Source organism: Ruegeria sp. ABV3_008 (genome assembly GCF_056161185.1).
Genome location: NZ_JBSWYP010000011.1, coordinates 1 through 19,145, shown reverse-complemented (window position 1 = coordinate 19,145; position 19,145 = coordinate 1). Strand labels below are relative to the sequence as shown.

At 54.4% G+C, this 19,145-nt stretch carries 15 protein-coding genes and 1 pseudogene; 9 read left to right on the top strand and 7 right to left on the bottom strand.

Features of this window, described 5'->3' with window-relative positions; all coding sequences use genetic code 11:
- Window positions 1–506: 506 nt before the first annotated feature.
- Window positions 507–1,769: a replication initiation protein gene (locus tag ACXAH8_RS17570; RefSeq protein WP_475220051.1), complete on the bottom strand. Its 1,263-nt coding sequence runs from the start codon at window positions 1,767–1,769 to the stop codon at window positions 507–509.
- 580 nt (window positions 1,770–2,349) lie between these two features.
- Here ACXAH8_RS17570 and ACXAH8_RS17565 point away from each other — a divergent pair.
- Window positions 2,350–3,735, top strand: a complete 1,386-nt coding sequence (locus ACXAH8_RS17565; protein WP_475220050.1) for an AAA family ATPase — start codon at window positions 2,350–2,352, stop codon at window positions 3,733–3,735.
- Window positions 3,728–4,795, top strand: a complete 1,068-nt coding sequence (locus ACXAH8_RS17560; protein WP_475220049.1) for a ParB/RepB/Spo0J family partition protein — start codon at window positions 3,728–3,730, stop codon at window positions 4,793–4,795. Before ACXAH8_RS17565 ends, ACXAH8_RS17560 begins: the two co-directional genes overlap by 8 nt.
- 386 nt (window positions 4,796–5,181) lie before the next feature.
- Here the strand turns inward: ACXAH8_RS17560 and ACXAH8_RS17555 are convergent.
- Window positions 5,182–5,674 (bottom strand): annotated as a pseudogene (locus tag ACXAH8_RS17555) (transposase family protein); the annotation flags it as partial.
- Between the two features lie 130 nt (window positions 5,675–5,804).
- Here ACXAH8_RS17555 and ACXAH8_RS17550 point away from each other — a divergent pair.
- The 6 genes from ACXAH8_RS17550 (at window position 5,805) to ACXAH8_RS17525 (ending at window position 13,128) form a co-directional block, all read left to right on the top strand.
- A complete protein-coding gene (locus tag ACXAH8_RS17550) occupies window positions 5,805–7,535 on the top strand; it encodes a sensor histidine kinase (protein ID WP_475220048.1) in 1,731 nt (576 codons plus the stop codon).
- Window positions 7,532–8,872 (top strand): sigma-54-dependent transcriptional regulator, encoded by a 1,341-nt coding sequence (locus tag ACXAH8_RS17545; protein WP_475220047.1) that lies wholly within the window; start codon window positions 7,532–7,534, stop codon window positions 8,870–8,872. The genes ACXAH8_RS17550 and ACXAH8_RS17545 overlap by 4 nt, the downstream gene beginning before the upstream one ends.
- A 125-nt stretch (window positions 8,873–8,997) precedes the next feature.
- Window positions 8,998–10,008, top strand: coding sequence for a TRAP transporter substrate-binding protein DctP (gene dctP / locus ACXAH8_RS17540; protein WP_475220046.1), 1,011 nt, complete (start codon window positions 8,998–9,000; stop codon window positions 10,006–10,008).
- A 67-nt stretch (window positions 10,009–10,075) separates the two neighbouring features.
- Entirely contained in the window at window positions 10,076–10,708 is a 633-nt protein-coding gene (locus ACXAH8_RS17535) for a TRAP transporter small permease subunit (protein ID WP_475220045.1), read from the top strand.
- 11 nt (window positions 10,709–10,719) lie between these two features.
- The gene (locus ACXAH8_RS17530; protein WP_475220044.1) at window positions 10,720–12,120 is read left to right on the top strand and encodes a TRAP transporter large permease; all 1,401 of its coding nucleotides are present in this window, start codon (window positions 10,720–10,722) and stop codon (window positions 12,118–12,120) included.
- A 216-nt stretch (window positions 12,121–12,336) separates the two neighbouring features.
- A complete protein-coding gene (locus ACXAH8_RS17525; protein WP_475220043.1) occupies window positions 12,337–13,128 on the top strand; it encodes a hypothetical protein in 792 nt (263 codons plus the stop codon).
- Between the two features lie 233 nt (window positions 13,129–13,361).
- On the opposite strand, the gene ACXAH8_RS17520 is transcribed toward ACXAH8_RS17525, so the two are convergent.
- From ACXAH8_RS17520 to ACXAH8_RS17500, 5 genes are all read right to left on the bottom strand, one after another.
- On the bottom strand, window positions 13,362–14,348 hold the full coding sequence (locus ACXAH8_RS17520) for a zinc-dependent alcohol dehydrogenase family protein (protein WP_475220042.1): 987 nt from the start codon (window positions 14,346–14,348) through the stop codon (window positions 13,362–13,364).
- Between the two features lie 80 nt (window positions 14,349–14,428).
- Window positions 14,429–15,274, bottom strand: a complete 846-nt coding sequence (locus ACXAH8_RS17515; protein WP_475220041.1) for an enoyl-CoA hydratase/isomerase family protein — start codon at window positions 15,272–15,274, stop codon at window positions 14,429–14,431.
- Window positions 15,275–15,366: 92 nt separating this feature from the next.
- Complete coding sequence (locus tag ACXAH8_RS17510; protein ID WP_475220040.1) at window positions 15,367–16,155, bottom strand: SDR family NAD(P)-dependent oxidoreductase; 789 nt, start codon at window positions 16,153–16,155, stop codon at window positions 15,367–15,369.
- 12 nt (window positions 16,156–16,167) lie between these two features.
- Entirely contained in the window at window positions 16,168–17,133 is a 966-nt protein-coding gene (locus ACXAH8_RS17505) for a TIGR03571 family LLM class oxidoreductase (RefSeq protein ID WP_475220039.1), read from the bottom strand.
- A 13-nt stretch (window positions 17,134–17,146) separates the two neighbouring features.
- Window positions 17,147–17,923, bottom strand: a complete 777-nt coding sequence (locus ACXAH8_RS17500) for a CmcJ/NvfI family oxidoreductase (RefSeq protein WP_475220038.1) — start codon at window positions 17,921–17,923, stop codon at window positions 17,147–17,149.
- A gap of 107 nt (window positions 17,924–18,030) precedes the next feature.
- On the opposite strand from ACXAH8_RS17500, the gene ACXAH8_RS17495 reads away from it, so the two are divergent.
- On the top strand, window positions 18,031–18,942 hold the full coding sequence (locus tag ACXAH8_RS17495; RefSeq protein WP_475220037.1) for a LysR family transcriptional regulator: 912 nt from the start codon (window positions 18,031–18,033) through the stop codon (window positions 18,940–18,942).
- Window positions 18,943–19,145: the final 203 nt, after the last annotated feature.

Sequence of the window (19,145 nt, the reverse complement as noted above, 5' to 3'; positions counted from 1 at the left end):
ACGAAACTTAAACAAGCGTGAAAGGTACACGGTCACTCTCCATAAAGCTATGGGCAAACACGGCAATACGCTGGGCTTCATGCTTTCAGAGCGTCGGAAGAAACCTGCTGCTTAAGAACTCGTCGCTCAATTGATTTAACGCAGTGATCTTGCGCGACAGTTTGTGTCGACGCAAGCGGGAAGAAGGCAGCAGGTATCAAGGCCAAAGAAAATATGCTGATTGGCTTAGGCGGCCCAATCCCAAACAAGAGGGTCGCGGGGAAACATCTGAGTGAGGTCGTGGGAAAGAACCATAGCTCCAACAAAAGACACACTCGACAGAAATTGTGGTTGGAGACACTCACTTCAGTGACAACAACTCCAGACGGAAGCGAGGTGGTACTCATGAGCTGCAAAGTTGAATTCACGCCCAGATACTTTCACTTCCGTTAGTTTGCAGTTCTGAAGGCATGAGCCGCGAGTTCGGTGTCAGCTTTTCTTTCAGGAAAAAACTTCACAACAGAGCGTTAAACGGCGAAGGCTTCTGGCTCCAGGTCTTCCCAAAACTCGAAGATAGCTGTGGCGTTCAAGCCCGAACGCCAGCCGTGAGATCGAAAATGCTCTCGGTCGAGGTCATTGTCCAAACCGGCCATGAACAACCGCTTGTCTGCATCTCGCTGTGTAGGGTTTCGCCGCGAAACCAGGTCTTCTACGATGGCAAGCTTGCGTGCCCTTGCCTGCCTTTCGGCTGTTCGGGCAGCATATGCCTTTTCTTCTGACGCTTTTTCCGCGACCCGTTTACGCGCGGCCTCGACGGCTTCGGGACTGGGCTCAGCCGTTGGAACTTCCTTCGGATCTTCGTAGTCATCCCGCAGAGCAGCCGACAAGTATCCGACAGTCGATTTTACACCGCCCTGCCCTTTTACGTAATCGAGCTTCTTCTGGACGTAGTCTTCGCCGTGTTCCGCGATCCATTGCCGCGCCAAGCGATCCGATACACCCTGCTTCCTCAGAGTTTTGTACACGGCGAGATTGCGCACCCCATCACTATCGTCGATCTCAAACATCGCCTTTTGCGGATTGCCTTTGATCAGAAAACGGATGTCGGTGACGGTTCTACCCTTCTTTTGAAACTCGGGCTCGATCAAAATATCCGAGCTTTTGTTCACCTCCGTGACTGCTGGTTTGATGATCTTTGCGTTGAGGTGTTTGAAACTGGCGTAATAATCACTGCCATCAACACCCATGAGCTTTCGGAACACGTCCAGGGGCCACCAACCAGTCGACCCTGTCCGCACAAATCGGTAGCAGTTTTCATACAAAGCAAGCCCATGCCCGGAACTGAAATTTCGCTGAATCTGCACGTTGATCAGCGCATAGATCTTCGGATCGTACAGTTTTTGCGCCAGCGCGGGTGAGTATGAATACTCGCAAACTCCCCCTTTCAGTTTGGCAAAACTCAGCAGGGATGAGACGCCCCATTCCTGGCGCCCCTGCTCATCCAGCATGTCCCATTCCGCGACTGTTTCCGCCAATGCCCGCAGGCTGGCACGCAGAGTGTCAAAGTCGTTTGAATTGTACCCGACCATCATAGCAAGCGTCCGCGCATCAATCGTGTGGGTCTGCGCGGTCGTCAGTGCATCATAGGCGTTCATCAACAAAACATTCGAAAGCTTTCTCTGCAGCAGAGAAAGTTTGCCGCTGATGTGTATCGCTGCGACATTCTTCTTAACAGTCTCTCGACGCAAAGCGCCCGAAAGCTGATCCATGTTCAATTGTGTATCCGGCATGATTCTGCCCGGCTGCTCATTTTGCAAAAGCCTGACACAAAAGGTACCTTTGCTTCAATAGTTTTTGGGTACCCAAACACGGGATGAAGGCAATCCCGTATTCAGGTACCTTAAGAATCACGCACGTAAGTTATCCACAGAAATTGATTCAATCCGAGTCCGAACCCTACTTCGGCCTCGGCCAGTCGCGAGAAAAACCGTCGAATTAGTGTCTCTTTTCCAAGGATTTTGAGTATCCCGAGAATCAGTCCCCTACTTCCTGATCATTGGCCCCTGATGTCCTGTAAACGGATACCCATGATCCCGTAAAATGGTTCTTTTGGAACCGTATTTGGATACTCAAGTATATCTATTACATTGTTTTTATTACGTTCTTCCACGGTAAAGATTCTAAAACATCTAAAAAAATAAAACGTTTTTTGTGCTGATTTCCTTTCATTATGTTTAGTTTCGCCACGAAACCGCCTCTTGCTGTAATCAACTGTGGAAAAAACACCGGAAGAGGATAGTCATCTCCAATAATGTTCGCTACATTTCCCGATATACGTCGCAAAGACGAACATTTTCTGAGGCATCGACAGTGAGTAAAACCAACCAACCTCCCCTGCCCCCATATCTGAACCTCGATCCGGAAATCGCAGCGAAGAAGTTGCCCAATCCTATCGGCACATCTCGATTCGCAAAAGCAGCGGCTTTCTGTGCAAAAGGACGCGAGGACCTTGCCCGTAGAGGCTATGCGCCGGATGGCGAAAAGCGACTGCGCCGATTTTCAATTTGGGAAATAACAAAATATCTGATTCCGGTTGCACCGGCACATCTGCGCCGTGTTTTAAAAGCGAACCCAGATTTACCGCAAGGCGAAGGTGAGGCGGGCTCCAAGTGGTTCACCCTTGAAGATGTACTAACGCTGCGCAAGCACTTTGCGGCGGAAGGTGTAAGCACCAAGGAATATCTGCCCTACCGACCCGAAGGCCTGCCGGCCAAGGTCGTGGCAGTAGCCAATTTCAAGGGAGGTGTCGGCAAGACATCCACAGCGGCGCATCTGGCAATGTCCGCAGCCCTAGATGGGTATAAGGTGTTGGTTATCGATCTTGATAGCCAAGGTTCGATGACATCAATACTTGGAGGCCAGGTTGCTGATGAGTGGCAAACCGTATTCCCTTTGGTCGCCAAAGACTATGCCCGCGCGGTGCAGGAGGAGAATCGGGTGCGTTCTGCTGCGGCTCAGCCGGAAATTCCTCTGGATGAAACCCTGCAGGAAGCTTTGAAAACCACGCCTCAGGACGTGATTCAAAAAACGCATTGGCCCAACATCGACCTGATCGGGGCGCAGCTGAACTTGTATTGGGCGGAGTTCCAAATCCCCGTCTGGCGTATGGGCCTGAGAAGCTGGCCATTGTGGGACGGTCTGACGAACTTCCTTCAGGATGAAGGCGTTTTGAATGACTATGACGTTGTCTTCCTGGATACGCCTCCTGCTCTTGGGTACCTAACGATCAATGCGTTGGCTGCGGCCGACATTTTATTGGTGCCGCTGGGGGCTTCGTTCCTGGAATTCGATTCCACCGGTCGTTTCTTCGATATGCTCTATACGACATTCGCCAGCATCGAAGATGGTGAGAACGCAGCGCAACGTGCGGCGGGTTTACCCGAACTGAAGTTCGAATGGGATGTAGTACGCGCGATCATCACGCGGTTTGACGCGAGCCAGCAGACCGATATGGCAAATGTCATTCAGGCATATTTCGGGGATTTCATGAATGCCTACAGGCAAGACTATACAGCGCTGGTAGGGCAGGCGGGTGAGCAAGTGAACGGCATTTACGAAGCGGATTATCGCGATTTCAACCGCGAGACATATGTGCGCGGGCGTGAAACCTTCGACAGAACCTATGCCGAATTCAAAGAAGTTCTGATCGGATGCTGGTGGCGCGATGCGCAGATGGGAGGACAGGCAGATGGCTAAACGCAGAAGACTGATTGCACCAGATACAGAGGCGCTTGAACAACTAGAGGCCGGTTTCGCGGCGAAACCCTCAGTCAGCCCGTTTGAGACCAAATCCGCTCCGCCACCCATCGCCCAAGTCGCAGCGGAGGCAGCATCGCTTGGAGGAATGGCAGCTGTCACAGACCGTGTTGCGCTGGCTCAGGACCAGGGCGATGCAGCACGGTGGCGGGATGCACAAGAGGCCGGGTTGGTGGCCCAGATGCTGCCACTTGACCAGATTGACGCCGATTTCATTCGACGTGACCGTATGGTCGAGGATGAAGAAGCCATGGCAGAGCTTCTGGAATCCCTTCGCGTCAATGGTCTGAGAACCCCGATTGAGGTTACTCCCGAAGGGGATGGCTTCGGTCTGATTTCCGGATTTCGACGGCTCGAAGCGTTCCGACGGCTGGCGGGAACGGATTCCCGATTTGCCGAAATCCCAGCTTTTGTTCGCAACGCGGGGACGGGGCAGGGCGCCTATGTCTCCATGGTCGAAGAGAACGAGCTTCGCGCCAATCTCACACCATATGAGAGAGGACGCATAGCCGTTCTGGCGGCAGGGCAGGGGGTTTTCCCGTCGACTGAAGCGGCTGTTGATGTGCTGTTCGCCGCTGCGTCAAAAGCAAAGCGTTCGAAGGTCCGAAGCTTTGCAATGGTCCATGAAAGCCTAGGCGACCTTCTCCAGCACCCGGTCGCCTTGTCAGAGAAGGCGGGTCTAAAGCTGGCATCGGCCATTCGAAGTGGAGCGCAAGCGGTACTTCGCGACGCTTTGGCAGGAGTAGGTCCACTGGATGCTAAGGCCGAATGGGGTATCCTTGAAAAAGCAATGAGTGACTCGTCGGATGCGTCTCAGAGCAAAAGCCGAGGTGGTCGCCCGACAGAAGTTCTACGCCTCCCAAAGAGACCATTGAAAGGTGGAGGAGAGGTTTTGGCAGAAGTCGCATCCGGTGAATTGCGGCTAAAAATCAAGGGGCGTGAACTGGCGCTGGCGGATGCGGAAGCCTTGGTGAACCAACTTTGTGAGCAATTTGAGTAGGCAGTGGTTGGGGTGCAGGAGGCTGGTAGAGAGGAGGGCAGAAAAGCAATTTTTCAGAAGTGCGCAAAATATCAAAATAATGAGCACTGCATTCTGCATGGCTATTTTGCGTTGGACAGCCAGGCACTCTTGCAAACCTTTGCCTGTTGACGGTTCTGCCGCAAATTTCTTTCAGAAATGTGTGAATGGGATTGGCAAGGCAATTGTCCCGCCAGCTGGAGAAATTGCTGAATCGAGAGGTTTTAACCCCCAAAAGGACCTGATCCGACGTGTATCGAAAGGGCGGTCCTCTCCAACAGTGTTGTTGGGGTACTTTCGTCTAACTATCTAAATTAGTATTTGAAAACCAACGCCCTTCATTTTCATGTATGCCTTACCTGTGCGCCTCGAACGGACGGTGGGCTGCTAAGCAACACCTGTGCACCAGTGTAAACGCTGACCTGACCGGCAGTAACAAAGAGGTTGATCGGTCTGCCCAGACTATCGCAGATGGCATGTAGCTTCGTGTTAATGCCGGCTGTCTCCGACCCACTAGGCGTCTACGCCCCCCTTTTGGATCTCTAATCTGGTCGCTGTGCGTTGCGTGTTCAGGTAAGTCGCGTCGATCTTTAGGGTATTCTCTTCGCTATGGGTGGTGGCCAGAGCAGCCATCATCCGGGCGAAGATGCCCTTATCGCTCCATAGCTTCAAACGGATGTACCGCGTCTAATGAGGCCCAGATACCACCGGGGCATCACGCTATCGCATGCCTTCGATTTTGATGACGAGAAACCCGCTCAATACGCGCCGGTCATCAACGCATGGCTTGCCATGGGACTTGGGCAAGAAAGGCCCAGGACAAGCCATCTGCGCTTCTGTCAGCCGAAATTGATCTGATATGTTCAAATCTCAGTTTTCAAAACGTGAATCATACCGTCCGAAGGAAATCATGGGTCCTGACCCCATAACTCTTGGGATGGACGGCTAAAACCTACTGTGATCCTATGCTGTCGCAGTTCATGGGCAGTCAATGCGATCAGCTTCTTATTTTTTAGGTATTGTAGTAGCCATTGCCGCTAGCATTGGCCTCTATTTGGTTTCTTACCAGTACTTCGTTTCGGAGGAGCTTTCGAAAGCTCAGGGCCGACTCTCTCTTTACCAAAGTTCGGTGAACAGCGAGCTCGAACGATTTTCCCACCTTACATATGTACTGTCGCAGGATTCCTTTGTAATTGGAACAGCCGAAGGCGATGGCACCGGAACCTTAAACCGACGCCTCGAGGATTTTGCAGAGCAGGCCGGTCTGGATGCGATCTACCTGATGGACGAAGACGGGATCACGATTTCCGCATCGAACTACCGCGACACAGGGAGCTTTGTCGGCCAGAACTACGCTTTCCGCCCGTATTTCCAAAGCGCCATTTCCGGGGAACAAGGCCGTTTTTACGCCATCGGGGCAACGACTGGTCTGCCAGGATACTTCATCGCCAACACAGTGTTTAACGACAAGGGAGCTTCAACTGGTGTCATAGCGATTAAGATCGATTTCTCTGATCTTCAGGACAGTTGGAAAAACTCGGGCGAACAGGTTCTTTTGGCAAATGAAGACGGCGTCGTTCTGCTTTCTTCGAACTCGGAGTGGCAATATCGCGCGTTGACGCCATTGTCCGAACCACAACGAGAGCGAATTCGAGATGCCAGGCAGTTTCCGGGGCAAGACTTAGATGCGTTGGATTGGGTTGAGTTGCCGGGAGATCAGGCCAGAATTGCGGGGACGAAGCGCCTGCATCTTGCAGCTAAGGATCTACCCCATGTCTGGTCGCTTCACTACTTTGCGAGTGACGATCAGGCCGTAGCGCGCAGTTGGCTTGTAACTGCAATTTTTGTCCTTTTGGCGGGGCTCACGTTTATCTTCTTCCAGATACAACGCGCGAGACGCGTAAGCGCGGCCTTGGCGCTGTCCGAAGAAGAAGAAGCAAAACTGCGCGAGGCGAATGAAAGGCTTGCAATCGAAATCGACGACCGCAAGACAGCCGAGCGGAGCCTCAAACGCACCCAGAGCGAGTTGGAGCGCGCAAGCCGACTGGCGGCTCTGGGGCAACTCTCCGCGTCGGTCACGCATGAACTGGGCCAGCCCATCGCTGCGATGCGCAATCATCTGGTGGCAGCAGAGATCTCATCTTCCGGTGAGACAAAACTGCCGCAAAAAATCGGAAGCCTGGTCGACAGGATGGAAGGGATCACGCGCCAATTGCGGTTCTTTGCACGGTCCGAGAATGAGGCGTTCGACGACGTAGACTTATGCACTTCGGTCAATGCCGCTTTGGCTCTGGTTGCGCCAAACATCGAGCAGGGTGGGGTGAAAATCTCAGTTGATGCGCCGACCGATCCGGTCTTTATCCGGGGCAGTGCCCTGCGGATCGAACAGGTCATCACCAATCTTTTGCGCAATGCCATAGACGCTACGTACGATGCGGATGCGCCTGAAATTCAAATCTCTATCAGGGCTTCTGATGATGAGGCAGTGTTGGAAATTCAGGACAACGGTCACGGGTTGGGCGAGGCAACGCTGGCTGAGTTGCAAGAGCCATTTGTAACCACAAAAGAGAGCGGGCGAGGCATGGGCTTAGGACTGGCGATTTCCACCAGCATTGTCAAAGATCACGATGGCAAAATGACGGCCCGAAACCGTGATGGCGGAGGAACAATTTTCCGCGTCACCTTCCCTATGGCCTCAAATACTGAAGAAACGGACGAATGACCCAGCAGCAACCCTTCAAAGTTCTGGTCGTTGATGATGACAAATCGATGCGACAATCCCTGGTCGAGTTGCTCGAAGCTGCTGACTGGACTGTTAGCGCCCTGTCGCGCGCGACCCAGGTGACGGAGTATCTGGCTAGCGTGTCGCCCGATGTCATTCTGTCCGACGTTCGTATGCCCGTTATGTCGGGGCTTGAATTGCTGGCCAGTCTGGACAGGCAAGTGGCGCCTCCGGTGGTCTTGATTTCGGCGCACGGTGACATCCCGATGGCGGTTCAGGCCATACAGGAAGGCGCGTACGGGTTTATCGAAAAGCCATATGAACCTAGGCGATTGTTGACGGTGTTGAGGCACGCGGCTGAACAAAACCGCATGCGGAAAAGCAATGCCCGCCTCAAAGACAGGCTGTTCAAATTGTCAGGTCTTGACCGCATCCTGCTGGGCCAAACAGACGCCATTGCAGACTTGCGACAAGAGGTACTTGATCTTGCCGATACTTCGGTTGCGGTTTTGTTGCAGGGGGATACCGGCACTGGGAAAGAGCTGGTTGCCCATGCTTTACATGATTTGGGCCGCTCGCCGGAGGCACCGTTTCTGGCGCTGAATTGCGCCGCCTTGTCGGCCGATACGTTTGAAGCGGAAATGTTCGGCGTCGCGGGTGAATCCGACGGAAGGCTGGTGGCGGCTTCGGGCGGAACTTTGTTTTTGGATGAAATCTGCTCGTGCCCACCGGCGGTGCAGGCCAAGCTATTAAGAGTCATCGAAGATCAGCAGGTCCTTCCGGTGGGGGCTGTGTCGCCAGTGCCGATACGTTTCAGGGTCGTGTCAGCAACCAACGAAGACGTTGTTCTGGCCGCCGAGGAAGGCCGCCTGCGTCAGGACCTATTGTTTCGACTAAATACTGTCGTCCTGTCCTTGCCCCGGCTACGACAAAGACGAGATGATCTGGTTCTGTTGGCAACGCATTTCTTGAGCGAATACGCGAAGGTATACGAGATTGACGCGCCAGAGCTTGATCAGGACGATTTGGCCGCTCTGCTTGCCCATGACTGGCCCGGCAATGTGCGAGAATTGCGCCATGTCTGCGAACGGCGCATTTTAGCGGCGCGACGCGGAGGAGGGTCGATGGCGCAGGCTATACACAGCGATCAACACTTTGACGAAGTACCGGATACACTGCGCGAGGCGGTTGCTGCTTTTGAGCGCGAGCTCATTGGCAAAGCCATCAAGGCACATAAAGGCCGCATGGATGCCGCCGCCGAAGCGCTAGGGATTGGCCGCCGGACGCTTAATGAAAAGATCGTCAAACTCGGTCTCGATAAAGAGGCGCTGTTGTAAGCGAAACCACTCTGCGGATATCCGCAGGGAAACAGAAATTTCCCGCGCGTTTTCCTTCATAGGCAGGCTGCTGCGCATCCTGAATACTCCACCCAAGCGAATTGCGTGATCTGGGAGGAGCCATTATGCGCAAACATCTAAACCGGGCGATCATTGCAGCCCTTTCACTGACCGTTGCATCCGAAGCGCTGGCTGTCGAATGGAACGTTTCCCTGTGGGGCAAGCGTCGTGCCTTTACCGAACATGTCGAGAAGCTTGCCGAACTGGTGAGCGAAAAGACGGGCGGTGAGTTCACTCTCAACATCAGCTATGGCGGTCTGTCGAAGAACAAAGAAAACCTCGATGGGATTTCGATTGGTGCGTTTGAAATGGCCCAGTTCTGCGCAGGCTATCACCGCGACAAGAACCCCTCGATCACCGTCCTGGAGCTGCCGTTTCTAGGCGTGACATCCCTTGAACAAGAAGTCGATCTGTCGATGGCCGTTTATCAACATCCGGCCGTTGTTGAGGATCTGGCCCGCTGGGACGCGACTCTGCTAATGCCGTCGCCGCTGCCGCAGTACAACCTTGTTGGTGTCGGTGAGGCGCCGAAATCTCTAACCGATTTTGAAGGTCTGAGCGTAAGGGCGACAGGTGGCATCGGCAAAGCGATGGAGACGGTTGGGGCGGTTCCGACATCAATGTCTGCATCCGAAGTGCGCCAGTCAATGGACAGCGGCATCGTTAAGGCTGTCAGCTTTGCGCCACATGCGCATATGTCCTTCGGCACCATTGAAAATGGCACGTGGTGGACGACGAACCTCAACCCCGGAACCGTCAACTGCCCTGTCGTGGTGAACACGCTGGCGCTGGAAGATCTATCTGACGAACACCGCGAAGCTCTGCTGGGATCGGTGGAAGAGGCACTGGATCACTACGTGAGCCACTACCAGACCAAAACGATGGAAGCGTGGGGCCCTGAGCTGGATCAACGCGGCATCGAACGGGTCACTTTCAGTGATGAAGAAATCGCAGCGTTCAAAGAAGCCGCTGCCGCCCCAGCTGCCGAGGCCTGGATTGCAGAAAACACCGAGCGTGGCCTGCCAGCACAAGAGCTCTATGACCTTGTGACTGGCAAGATCGCAAACGGCAGCTAATCCACTCACTACCCGGCGCTGGCCAAGCTGGCGTCGGGTGCCTTTTCCCTGACAGCGGAGTTCAACGATGGCCGGGTCATCCCTGGTGCTGTCCGACGACAGCCGTCTCAGCATTCTCGATCAATGCCTCTACAAACTGGAGAGCTTTCTGGCTCTGATCAGCGGTTTTGCAGTATTCTCGCTGATGGTTATGGCCGTGGTCTCCGTTGGTGGCCGGAATTTCGCCAATGCGCCGCTTCCCGGTTACGTGGACTGGATCGAGCAGGCCATGCCGTTGATCGCCTTCATGGGGATTTCCTATGCGCAGCGTGATGGCGGTCATATCCGAATGGACATGGTTGTTGGAGCGCTCAGAGGCCGGACGCTCTATATCGTTGAGTTCATCACAACCGCTGTCATTCTGGCGCTGATCGTCTTGCTGATCTGGGGCAGCTGGGCGCATTTCGCACGCAGCTTTGACTTTGGTGCTCCACTCTGGAGCCGCGACAGCTCCATCGACATTGGTATCCCGCTATGGCCTGCCAAGCTGTTGGCCCCTGTCGCCTTCAGCGTGCTTTGCCTGAGGCTTGTTCTGCAACTCTGGGCCTACGGTCGTGCGATCCGGCACCCCGATCAGGCACCAATTGCCGTCCCACTGATAGCCGATGCAGCCACCCAAGCTGCAATGGAAGCCGAGCACGTCTCGGGCCACGACAACTGAGGTTAAATCTGATGGAACCCATTGATATTGGTCTGATTGTCTCGGGCGGCATGCTTGTTCTTGTGGTGTTGGGGATGCGCGTGGCCTTCGCCGCCGCTACAGCTGGCATGGTTGGTCTGATCTGGATCTTCTGGGCCAAGTTTGGGTATGACCCAGCGCGGTTCGGTAAGGCTGTGACTGTGGCCGTCAAAACAGCGGGGCAGGTGCCGCACTCCAAAATTTCAAGCCAGGCGTTGAGCCTTATCCCGACGTTCATTCTGATTGGCTACCTCGCTTACTATGCGGGGCTAACCAAAGCCTTGTTCGAAGCCGCAAAGCGTTGGCTGGCGTGGGTCCCCGGCGGTCTGGCGGTTTCGACCGTTTTTGCAACCGCTGGGTTTGCGGCGGTATCCGGGGCCTCGGTCGCCACTTCCGCTGTGTTCGCCCGTATCGCCATCCCCGAGATGCTGAAGATCGGCTACGACAAGCGTTTCGCTGCAGGTGTCGTCGCTGCAGGCGGTACACTTGCCTCGCTCATCCCGCCTTCGGCCATTCTGGTCATTTACGCGATTATCGTTGAACAGGACGTGGGCAAACTGCTGTTGGCCGGATTCATCCCGGGCATGTTCTCGGCTGTGATTTATGGCTTGCTGATCATCGGCATGGCCGTCGTGATCAAAGGATTTGGTCCCGCAGTGACCGGATTTACTTGGAAAGAACGTTTCCTCTCGTTGCCGCCCGCACTGCCCATCGTGATTGTCGTCGTCACCATCATTTTCTTTGTCTACAACCCCTTCGGCGGCGATGCCTGGGGTACGCCAACCGAAGGCGGCGCAATTGGAGCATTTGTCGTGTTCCTGATGGCGCTGTATCGGGGCATGCGATGGGCCGAACTCAAAGACGCGCTTTTGGAAACCGCCAAGCTGAGCGTCATGATTTTCACGATCATCTGGGGCGTTTTGGTTTACGTTCGTTTTCTTGGTTTCGCCGAACTGCCAAGTGCATTCTCCGACTGGATCACCTCGCTAGAAATGTCTGCGATGCTGATCCTGATCTGTATTCTTCTGGCTTACGCAGTGCTGGGTATGTTCATGGATGCGATTGGGATGCTGCTGCTGACGCTGCCGGTCGTGTACCCTGCTGTCATGGCTCTGAACGGTGGTGAGGTCGTTAGCGCAGCCGAGAGCACCTTCGGTATGTCCGGGCCCATGTGTGCCATCTGGTTTGGAATTCTGGTTGTCAAAATGGCCGAGTTTTGCCTGATCACCCCGCCTATCGGGCTGAATTGCTTTGTAGTGGCTGGCGTGCGTGATGACCTAAGCGTACAGGATGTCTTTAAGGGTGTAACGCCTTTCTTTCTAGCGGATGCTGCGACCATCGCGATGCTTGTTGCCTTCCCTGCGATTGTTCTATGGCTTCCAGGACAGGTCTGAACCACATGGGATGGTTTTGGAGTGCGGTTCGCCGGTGCGGTTAAGACTTGCATCAATCAGCTGCGTGTAAGAATTCATGACACTTGTTCAATGTCCGGTTTTGGCCATCCTCGCCGGGACGGTTAGTGCCATGGTCTATCTATGCTGCGGATGACCAAATGACTGGAGAGAGCGTAGCAGAGACATCTCCACAACATCTCACTAAAATCAAACGAAATGGAACGCTATAACGGAAAAGAACCTAAGATTGCCCGAGGCAGGATTGTTGTGCCGGCAGAACTGTCGACCTGTGAGCGGCGAGCTCTGTCGAACAAACTGTATTCAGTACACCAAAAGATCTTTGCGGGTGTTTCCGCCGAAGAGTTTCATCAGCATGTGATAGAACCGCCGGCAGAAGCAACATCCATCCAGCTTTACTGCGCGGCAGACCAAAGTGTTATTGGTTATTGTGCAGTTCACCGTTATCGACGCCAAGTGCATGGGCGCAGCGTCATTGTATTGCGGGCAGAGGCTGGGTTGGCCCCTGGGTTTCGCGGGCGCGGCGCAACTTACGGCTTCGGGATCGTACGTGCTTTAACTGAAAAGCTAAGCCACCCATTCACCCCAGTGTACTATCTCGGCACACTCGTTCACACGTCGAGCTATCACCTGTTCTGCAAGTATTTTCGGCGAATTTTCCCGCACCCGAATGTTAAGCCGCCCGCTGATACTCAGGTAATCGCTCGCCAGCTCATAGAAAGCTTCTCTGATCCGGCGGTTCGTCCAGAAGACCCGTTTGTGCGTGACGTCGGATGGGTCACTATCGAAACACCGCAAGAAAAACGTCTCAATGAACGGCTTGATCCATCAGACGTGCAGTTCTTTAAGCTACGCAATCCAGGTTTTACAAAGGGTCATGGCCTTGTCGTTTTAATTCCGATGACATGGCTCAACCTTTTAGGAGCACTTCTTTCACGTTTTTACGAGCGCGCGCGCATCGCTTTCGGAATTCATAAACCCGACCTTTGATTGAATGGTGACTTTGCCTGCACTTCCGCCAAACGCTCTGAGGGAATCGGACATTCGAAAACACCGAACCGACCGTTCGAGCAGATCGCGGCGATCTGCTGCTGCGAACCCAAAGTAACATAGGATGCAATCGGCTCAAAGGTCAGCAATGCAAGATGTGCGTCATCAAATACAGCTCAGACTGAGTTGGTGCGATTAGTCACTATGCGCGCACCAACCCCAATTGAATCCTGTCACTGCTCCACTACGACTTTTCCGACCTTAGATCCATTCGTCAGGTGCGCATAAGCTGCGCCGACGTCGGTCCACCCAAACTTCTGTTCGTCAACAATCGGTTTGAGCGCGCCGTCATCCGCCAAACCCGCCAGTATCCTCAGTATGTCGCCATGGGTTTGCCGCCCGACATCGTGCATCATCGGGATCAGCATGAAAACGACGTGCAGAGACAGACCTTTGAAATGCACAGGCGTCAAATCAATCTCAACCATCGCGACCGTTGAGGCGACATGGCCATTGAGCCTGGCGGCTTCAAACGAGTTCGTCATGTTCGGACCGCCAACGCTATCGAACACTACATCGAAGCCCAAACCGCTGGTGTGCTCAGCCACGTAGTCCTGAACCTTTTGCGTTGTGAAATCTATCGGCCGCGCGCCCAGCTCTTGGATCTGCGCCATCTGATCCGCGCCGCGACCCGTTGCGGATACTTTGGCACCAAGGTGGCGGGCGATTTGGATGGCAATATGACCAACGCCACCGGCACCGCCTTGCACCAGCACGGTCTGCCCTTCGCCAACACCAGTGCGGGTCAGCCCTTCATAGGCGGTAATGCCAACAAGAGGCAGCGCTGCGGCTTCTCGCATGCTCAGCGTCTTGGGTTTGTGTGCAATCAGGCGCGCATCTGCGTTAATGTACTCCGCCAAAGCGCCGGGGAGATCCATCAATCCACCCGCGCAGCCATATACGTCATCACCTACGGCGAAGTCTGTCACGCCTTCGCCAACTGCGACGACCGTACCAGCGAAATCCATGCCAAGTACGGCGGGCAATTGAGGGGACAGAGGCAAGTCCGCGCCCATGCTTCGGATCATTGTGTCGACGGTGTTGACGCTGGTCGCGGCAACTTTGACGACAACATGTCCGGGTGTCGCGACCGGATCGGGAATTTCAGCAAGCTCGAACAGCGCCTCGGGTCCGTAAGAGTTGAGAACCATTGCTTTCATTGAGATTTTCCTTTTGTGAGATGCTGTCAGGCCCACGTCGGAACCACGCACGCCTGACGAGATTATTGTCTTGGGGGTGGTCAGTTGATGTCCTGCACCTGCATCACCAGATCGCCCCATTTGCGCTGGTTCTCGATGTCGTGTTCCAAACCTTGTTCATCCGCGATCGTGAAACGTTTGACTGCCGGAGTTTTGCTGGTCGCCTGATACAGCCAATAGGCTTCGGCCTTCAGCGCCTCATCGATGGGTTTATCGATGGATTCATAGACCATCTGTTTGCAGGCGTTGATCGACTCTGCGGGGAATTGTGCGATCCGTTCGGCCAGTGCGGTTACATACGGGCCGATCTCATTAGGCTCCAAAGCCTTGTTGATGGTGCCCAGACGTTCGGCATCATCCGCGTCGTAGTCTTGTGCGCTCAGGATGATCTCAAGCGCTTTGCCAAGGCCGGTTTGGCGGGCCATGCGCGAGGCGCCACCGCCGCAGGGCAGGATGCCCATTCCGACCTCCATCTGCATGAACTTGTACTTTCCCCGCGCGGCAAAGCGCATATCCAAGGCCAAGGCCAGTTCGTGCCCGCCACCACGCGCAAAGCCTTCCAGCTTTGCAATGGTGGCCTGTGGCACCTTGCTGATCCGTTCGCAAACTGATTGCAGGTCCAAAAGCTGAGCGTCCTCGCGGGACACGGCTTTGGTCGACATATCCTTGAGTAGCTCGGTATCGTAGTGGCAGACCCAGATTTCCGGATTGGCCGATTGAAAGATCACGACCTTGGTGTCGCGGTCCCGCTCTAGCCGCATTGCCAGACTGTTGAGGTCGGCCAGCATTTCCTGGCCTTGCACATTTACAGAGCCAAAGTTGAAGGTGACCGTGGCGATGCCGTTCTCAACAGTTACGTCAAAGGTTTGAAAGTTCTCGTATTTCATCAGGCAGTCCTTTCTTGGGCCTCGACGCAGCGCGCTTGAGGGGTATGGTAGTGTTAAAGGTGGAAGTGTTCGGCGTTTTCGCGCCGGGATGGTCAGCCCGTCTGGCTGATCAAGTGATTCATGGTGTTCATGACGTCGGCGGCGTGGTTTTGATCGAGCGCTGCGGCATGGGGATCAGCGAAAGCCCCACTGTCATTGTCGAAATAGGCTCCTGACGCGTCCGCAAACCGAGCACCCAAGGCCGCATCAATCAAGATATCAGCGCCGATGTTCATATCGTTCCCGGCGAGGCCAAAGCCTTCTTTCACCATTTTTGATGCCAAAAGAGATCCGGGATTCACGGCGACCATCACTGGTGCATTCGACAGCGATTTGGCCCATTCGCGGGTCCAGATGGTGATCGCCAACTTGCTTTGGGCGTAGGCCTCCATATCCGCCAGTTGCACATTGCCCTGCAGGGCCTTGAGGTTTACCGGGGCCTGTGCCGCCGATGACAGATTCACGACCCGCCCGTCAGCAGGAATGATCGGCAAAAGCAATTCGGTCAGCAGATATGGCGCAAGGGTGTTGACGACAAAGCGGATGTCCTGACCATTTTCAAGCACGGCGTGTGGGGCTTTCAGCACACCTGCGTTGTTGATCAACACATCCAGTTTGTCATGTCTGGCCCGAACGTTTTCGGCCAGTTTTCGAACCGCGGACAGATCGCTGAGATCAGCGGTATAGGTTTCGACATCGCCTCCGACGGCGGCAGCCGCGTTCTTCAATTTTGATGCACTGCGTCCATGGAGGAGCACCTTGTGCCCACCGGCAGCCAGCTTCTTCGCTGTCAGCAGGCCAATGCCGTCGGTTGAACCTGTAATGAGAATAGTCTTGGTCATCGGTCTGATCCTTCAGGAAAAGTCAGGCAGCAGAGTGTCCGCCAGATGTTCGAGGGTTGTGTCGATCGGTGCTTGATTGAACCTTAGGTTCAGCGCGACGTGATTGACCCCGAGCGTTTCAATCTCGCGCAGATAACTGCGCAGGAAGTCGGTGCCCGACTGAAACCCAAGATGGATTGGTCGTGGTGGTGCGGCAGCGTCGGCTACAACATCGACGTAGAGCGATTGCATCACAGGCTTATCCGGTTGACCTGCAGCTTTCACGCGTCTGCGGTAATCTGCGATGACTTGACCCTGAGCCGCCGCATTGCGCGGATATGTCATCCAGCCATCTCCGTTCTGCGCTACCCAATCAGGTGATTGTTGGCTGCCACCGGTAATGAGCATCGGCAGGCGCGTTCCATGCGGCTTTGGCAATAGATCAATCCCAACATGCAGTTTGCCCTGTGCACTTTCATGCTTGGGGTAAGGCGATCCAACGGCGCGGATATACTCAACACTATCGCGGAAACGTGCCCCACGGTCGTCAAAGCTCCGGTTCATCGCCGGATATTCCTCGGGCCGGTCACCGGACGCGATACCCAACAACACCCGCCCGCTCGAGAGCACATCTGCTGTCGCTGCTGCCTTGGCGACATGAGCGGGGTGACGCAATGGCAGGATCACGCTCGACGTTCCAAGCGCAATCCGATCCGTCGCCGTTGCCAACGCTCCCAGATAGACAAATGGATCGAAAACCTGCCCGGGGTCGCCAAAGCTTGGAACATTGAAGGGCACGTCCCGCAGCCAAAGTGCTGCGAACCCAAGCTCCTCGGCTTTCTGAGCCGCTTCCAAATGCCCTCGTAGCGTCGGTTCTGCCCCGACGGCATAGGCTTCGAGAGGCAATACAAGGCCGACGCTCAGTCGTCCGGGACGGAACACCTGGTTGTAGGCCAAATTGATTTGCTCAAACCCAGACGGCTGCGTTTCATCCAACATGTCTGGCCCTCTTTTAATAGCGCACCAAAGTGCGGTTTTCTATGCTTTTGCGAATGGTAGCGATGTTTGGATCCTCGACCATATCGAGTGCGCTATGAGCAATCGAAGCCAGGCCTTGATTATCATATATGTTGAAGACCGCGACCTCATCCGGCGTCATTTTGGATTGATAGATCCACTCATGTTTGGGGTTTCCCGCCAGCCCCATGATTTGCCCCACGCGGTCAGGATAGATCAGGTCCAGTAGAATCCAGTCAGACAGGTCGACAGACGACGGCCGTACAAAGCCCAGAGGTGCCGAATTGATCCGATGATCCACAGGGCGCCACACATTGACAAAAGCGTAGTGACCTTGCGCCCACTCTGCTGCGGTCTCGGCGCCCAGCAAGTCGACAAGCCGTTGTTCGGCTCCATCCTTGCTGTAGTCGCTATGAACATTGCGCGCCGGTTTACGTATTGCTTCGGGGTCATCCACACGAACAGTGTGATCAAAAACCACGACCTCTCTCGCACCCAGCTTGTCCTTCAGCATAGCCTTGAGTTCCGCATCGTAAATCGGTTTCCAGCTGTTGCCTGCAAAGTCTCGGACCTGCGTTTCAAGTGGCATGATTTCAACGGCATCACACGCAAATGAAACTGACGAGGTCGTTTTGCGGTTATCTGCTAGCACAACGGATGTCGCGACCAGTTCAGGGGAAATCAGGTTGCCAGCGACCCCGCCAGCATCAAGCTCAAAGGCTTGCCGGTAGGATTTGTGAACATGGTAGTTGACGGTGGCTGTCCGTGTCATTTGCGCCTCCTGCCTAATCTGTGCTGTCTCTGTGAAAAGGATTTAACCTCGATCAAATTGAAGATAAACTGCCCAACCATGTATTGATAATTCGGAATACGAATATAATGGGTTTAGACACAGACGCGCTTCGATTGTTTATAAGGGCAGCAGACATGCTGAACATCAGCGCCGCGGGGCGTGACTTGGGCATGGCCCCAGCGGTCTCCAGCGCAAGGCTTGCCAAGCTGGAGCAGAACCTCGGTTTCGAACTTTTGCACCGCACGACACGCAAAGTGTCGTTGTCGGTGGAAGGAGCGGATTTCCTGCCCTTCGCCCGTGAGATCATTGCGCAGGAAGAGGCGGCATTTGCTGCTTTGGGCAAGCAAACGACAACGGTCAAGGGTACATTGCGTTTTGCTGCGCCAAGCAGTTTTGCACAGCTCTACATCGCGCCAATCCTGCCAAGGTTCCTTGAACGGCACCCCGATCTCACGCTCGATCTGCGCCTGTCCGATGTGCAGTTCGATCTGATCGAAGGAAGCTATGATCTAGCGCTCAGGAATGCGCCACTGGTCGACACCAGCCTGAAAGGCCGCAAACTGGCTGATGACCAGCGTATCCTTTGTGCCGCGCCACACTACCTCGAAACGCATGGCGTTCCCGATACACCAGCCGATTTGACAAACCACCGTCTGATCGCTTTCCAAAACCTCCAACCGCGGTCGCTGACAGGACCGGCGGGCGAAAACGCTGTTTTCGATCCCGCATCAGCCAAAGGCCAATTGATTTTCGATGACGGCCAAAGCCAGGTTCGCGCCACACTAGCCGGAGCAGGTATTTCTTTGAATGCTCGATGGAGCGTGCATGACCAACTGAAGTCAGGCCGATTGGTACGGGTTCTTCCAAACTTTGAGGCCAGTGAAGACAATGTCTTGTGGCTGATCTACCCCAAGTCCAACGTATTGTCCCCCAAAGTACGGGTGTTCATGGACTTTCTGGTTGCAGAGATAGGCGCAAAGCCTCCTTGGGAAACATAAGGGTATCATACATTGAAGAAAAACCTCGTGGACACAAACCCTCTAGCGAAACGGTTGTTTCGCTAGGTTTGTAGCCACCTGTTTAAGACCGGACATTTGTGGGCATCACAGCTTCAGGCAAAGTGGGTTCGATCCGGACCTTCGCCACGTGTTTCATCAAGGCCTATTGCTCGGACAAAGCCGCCCTTCAGTCAGTGGGTGGT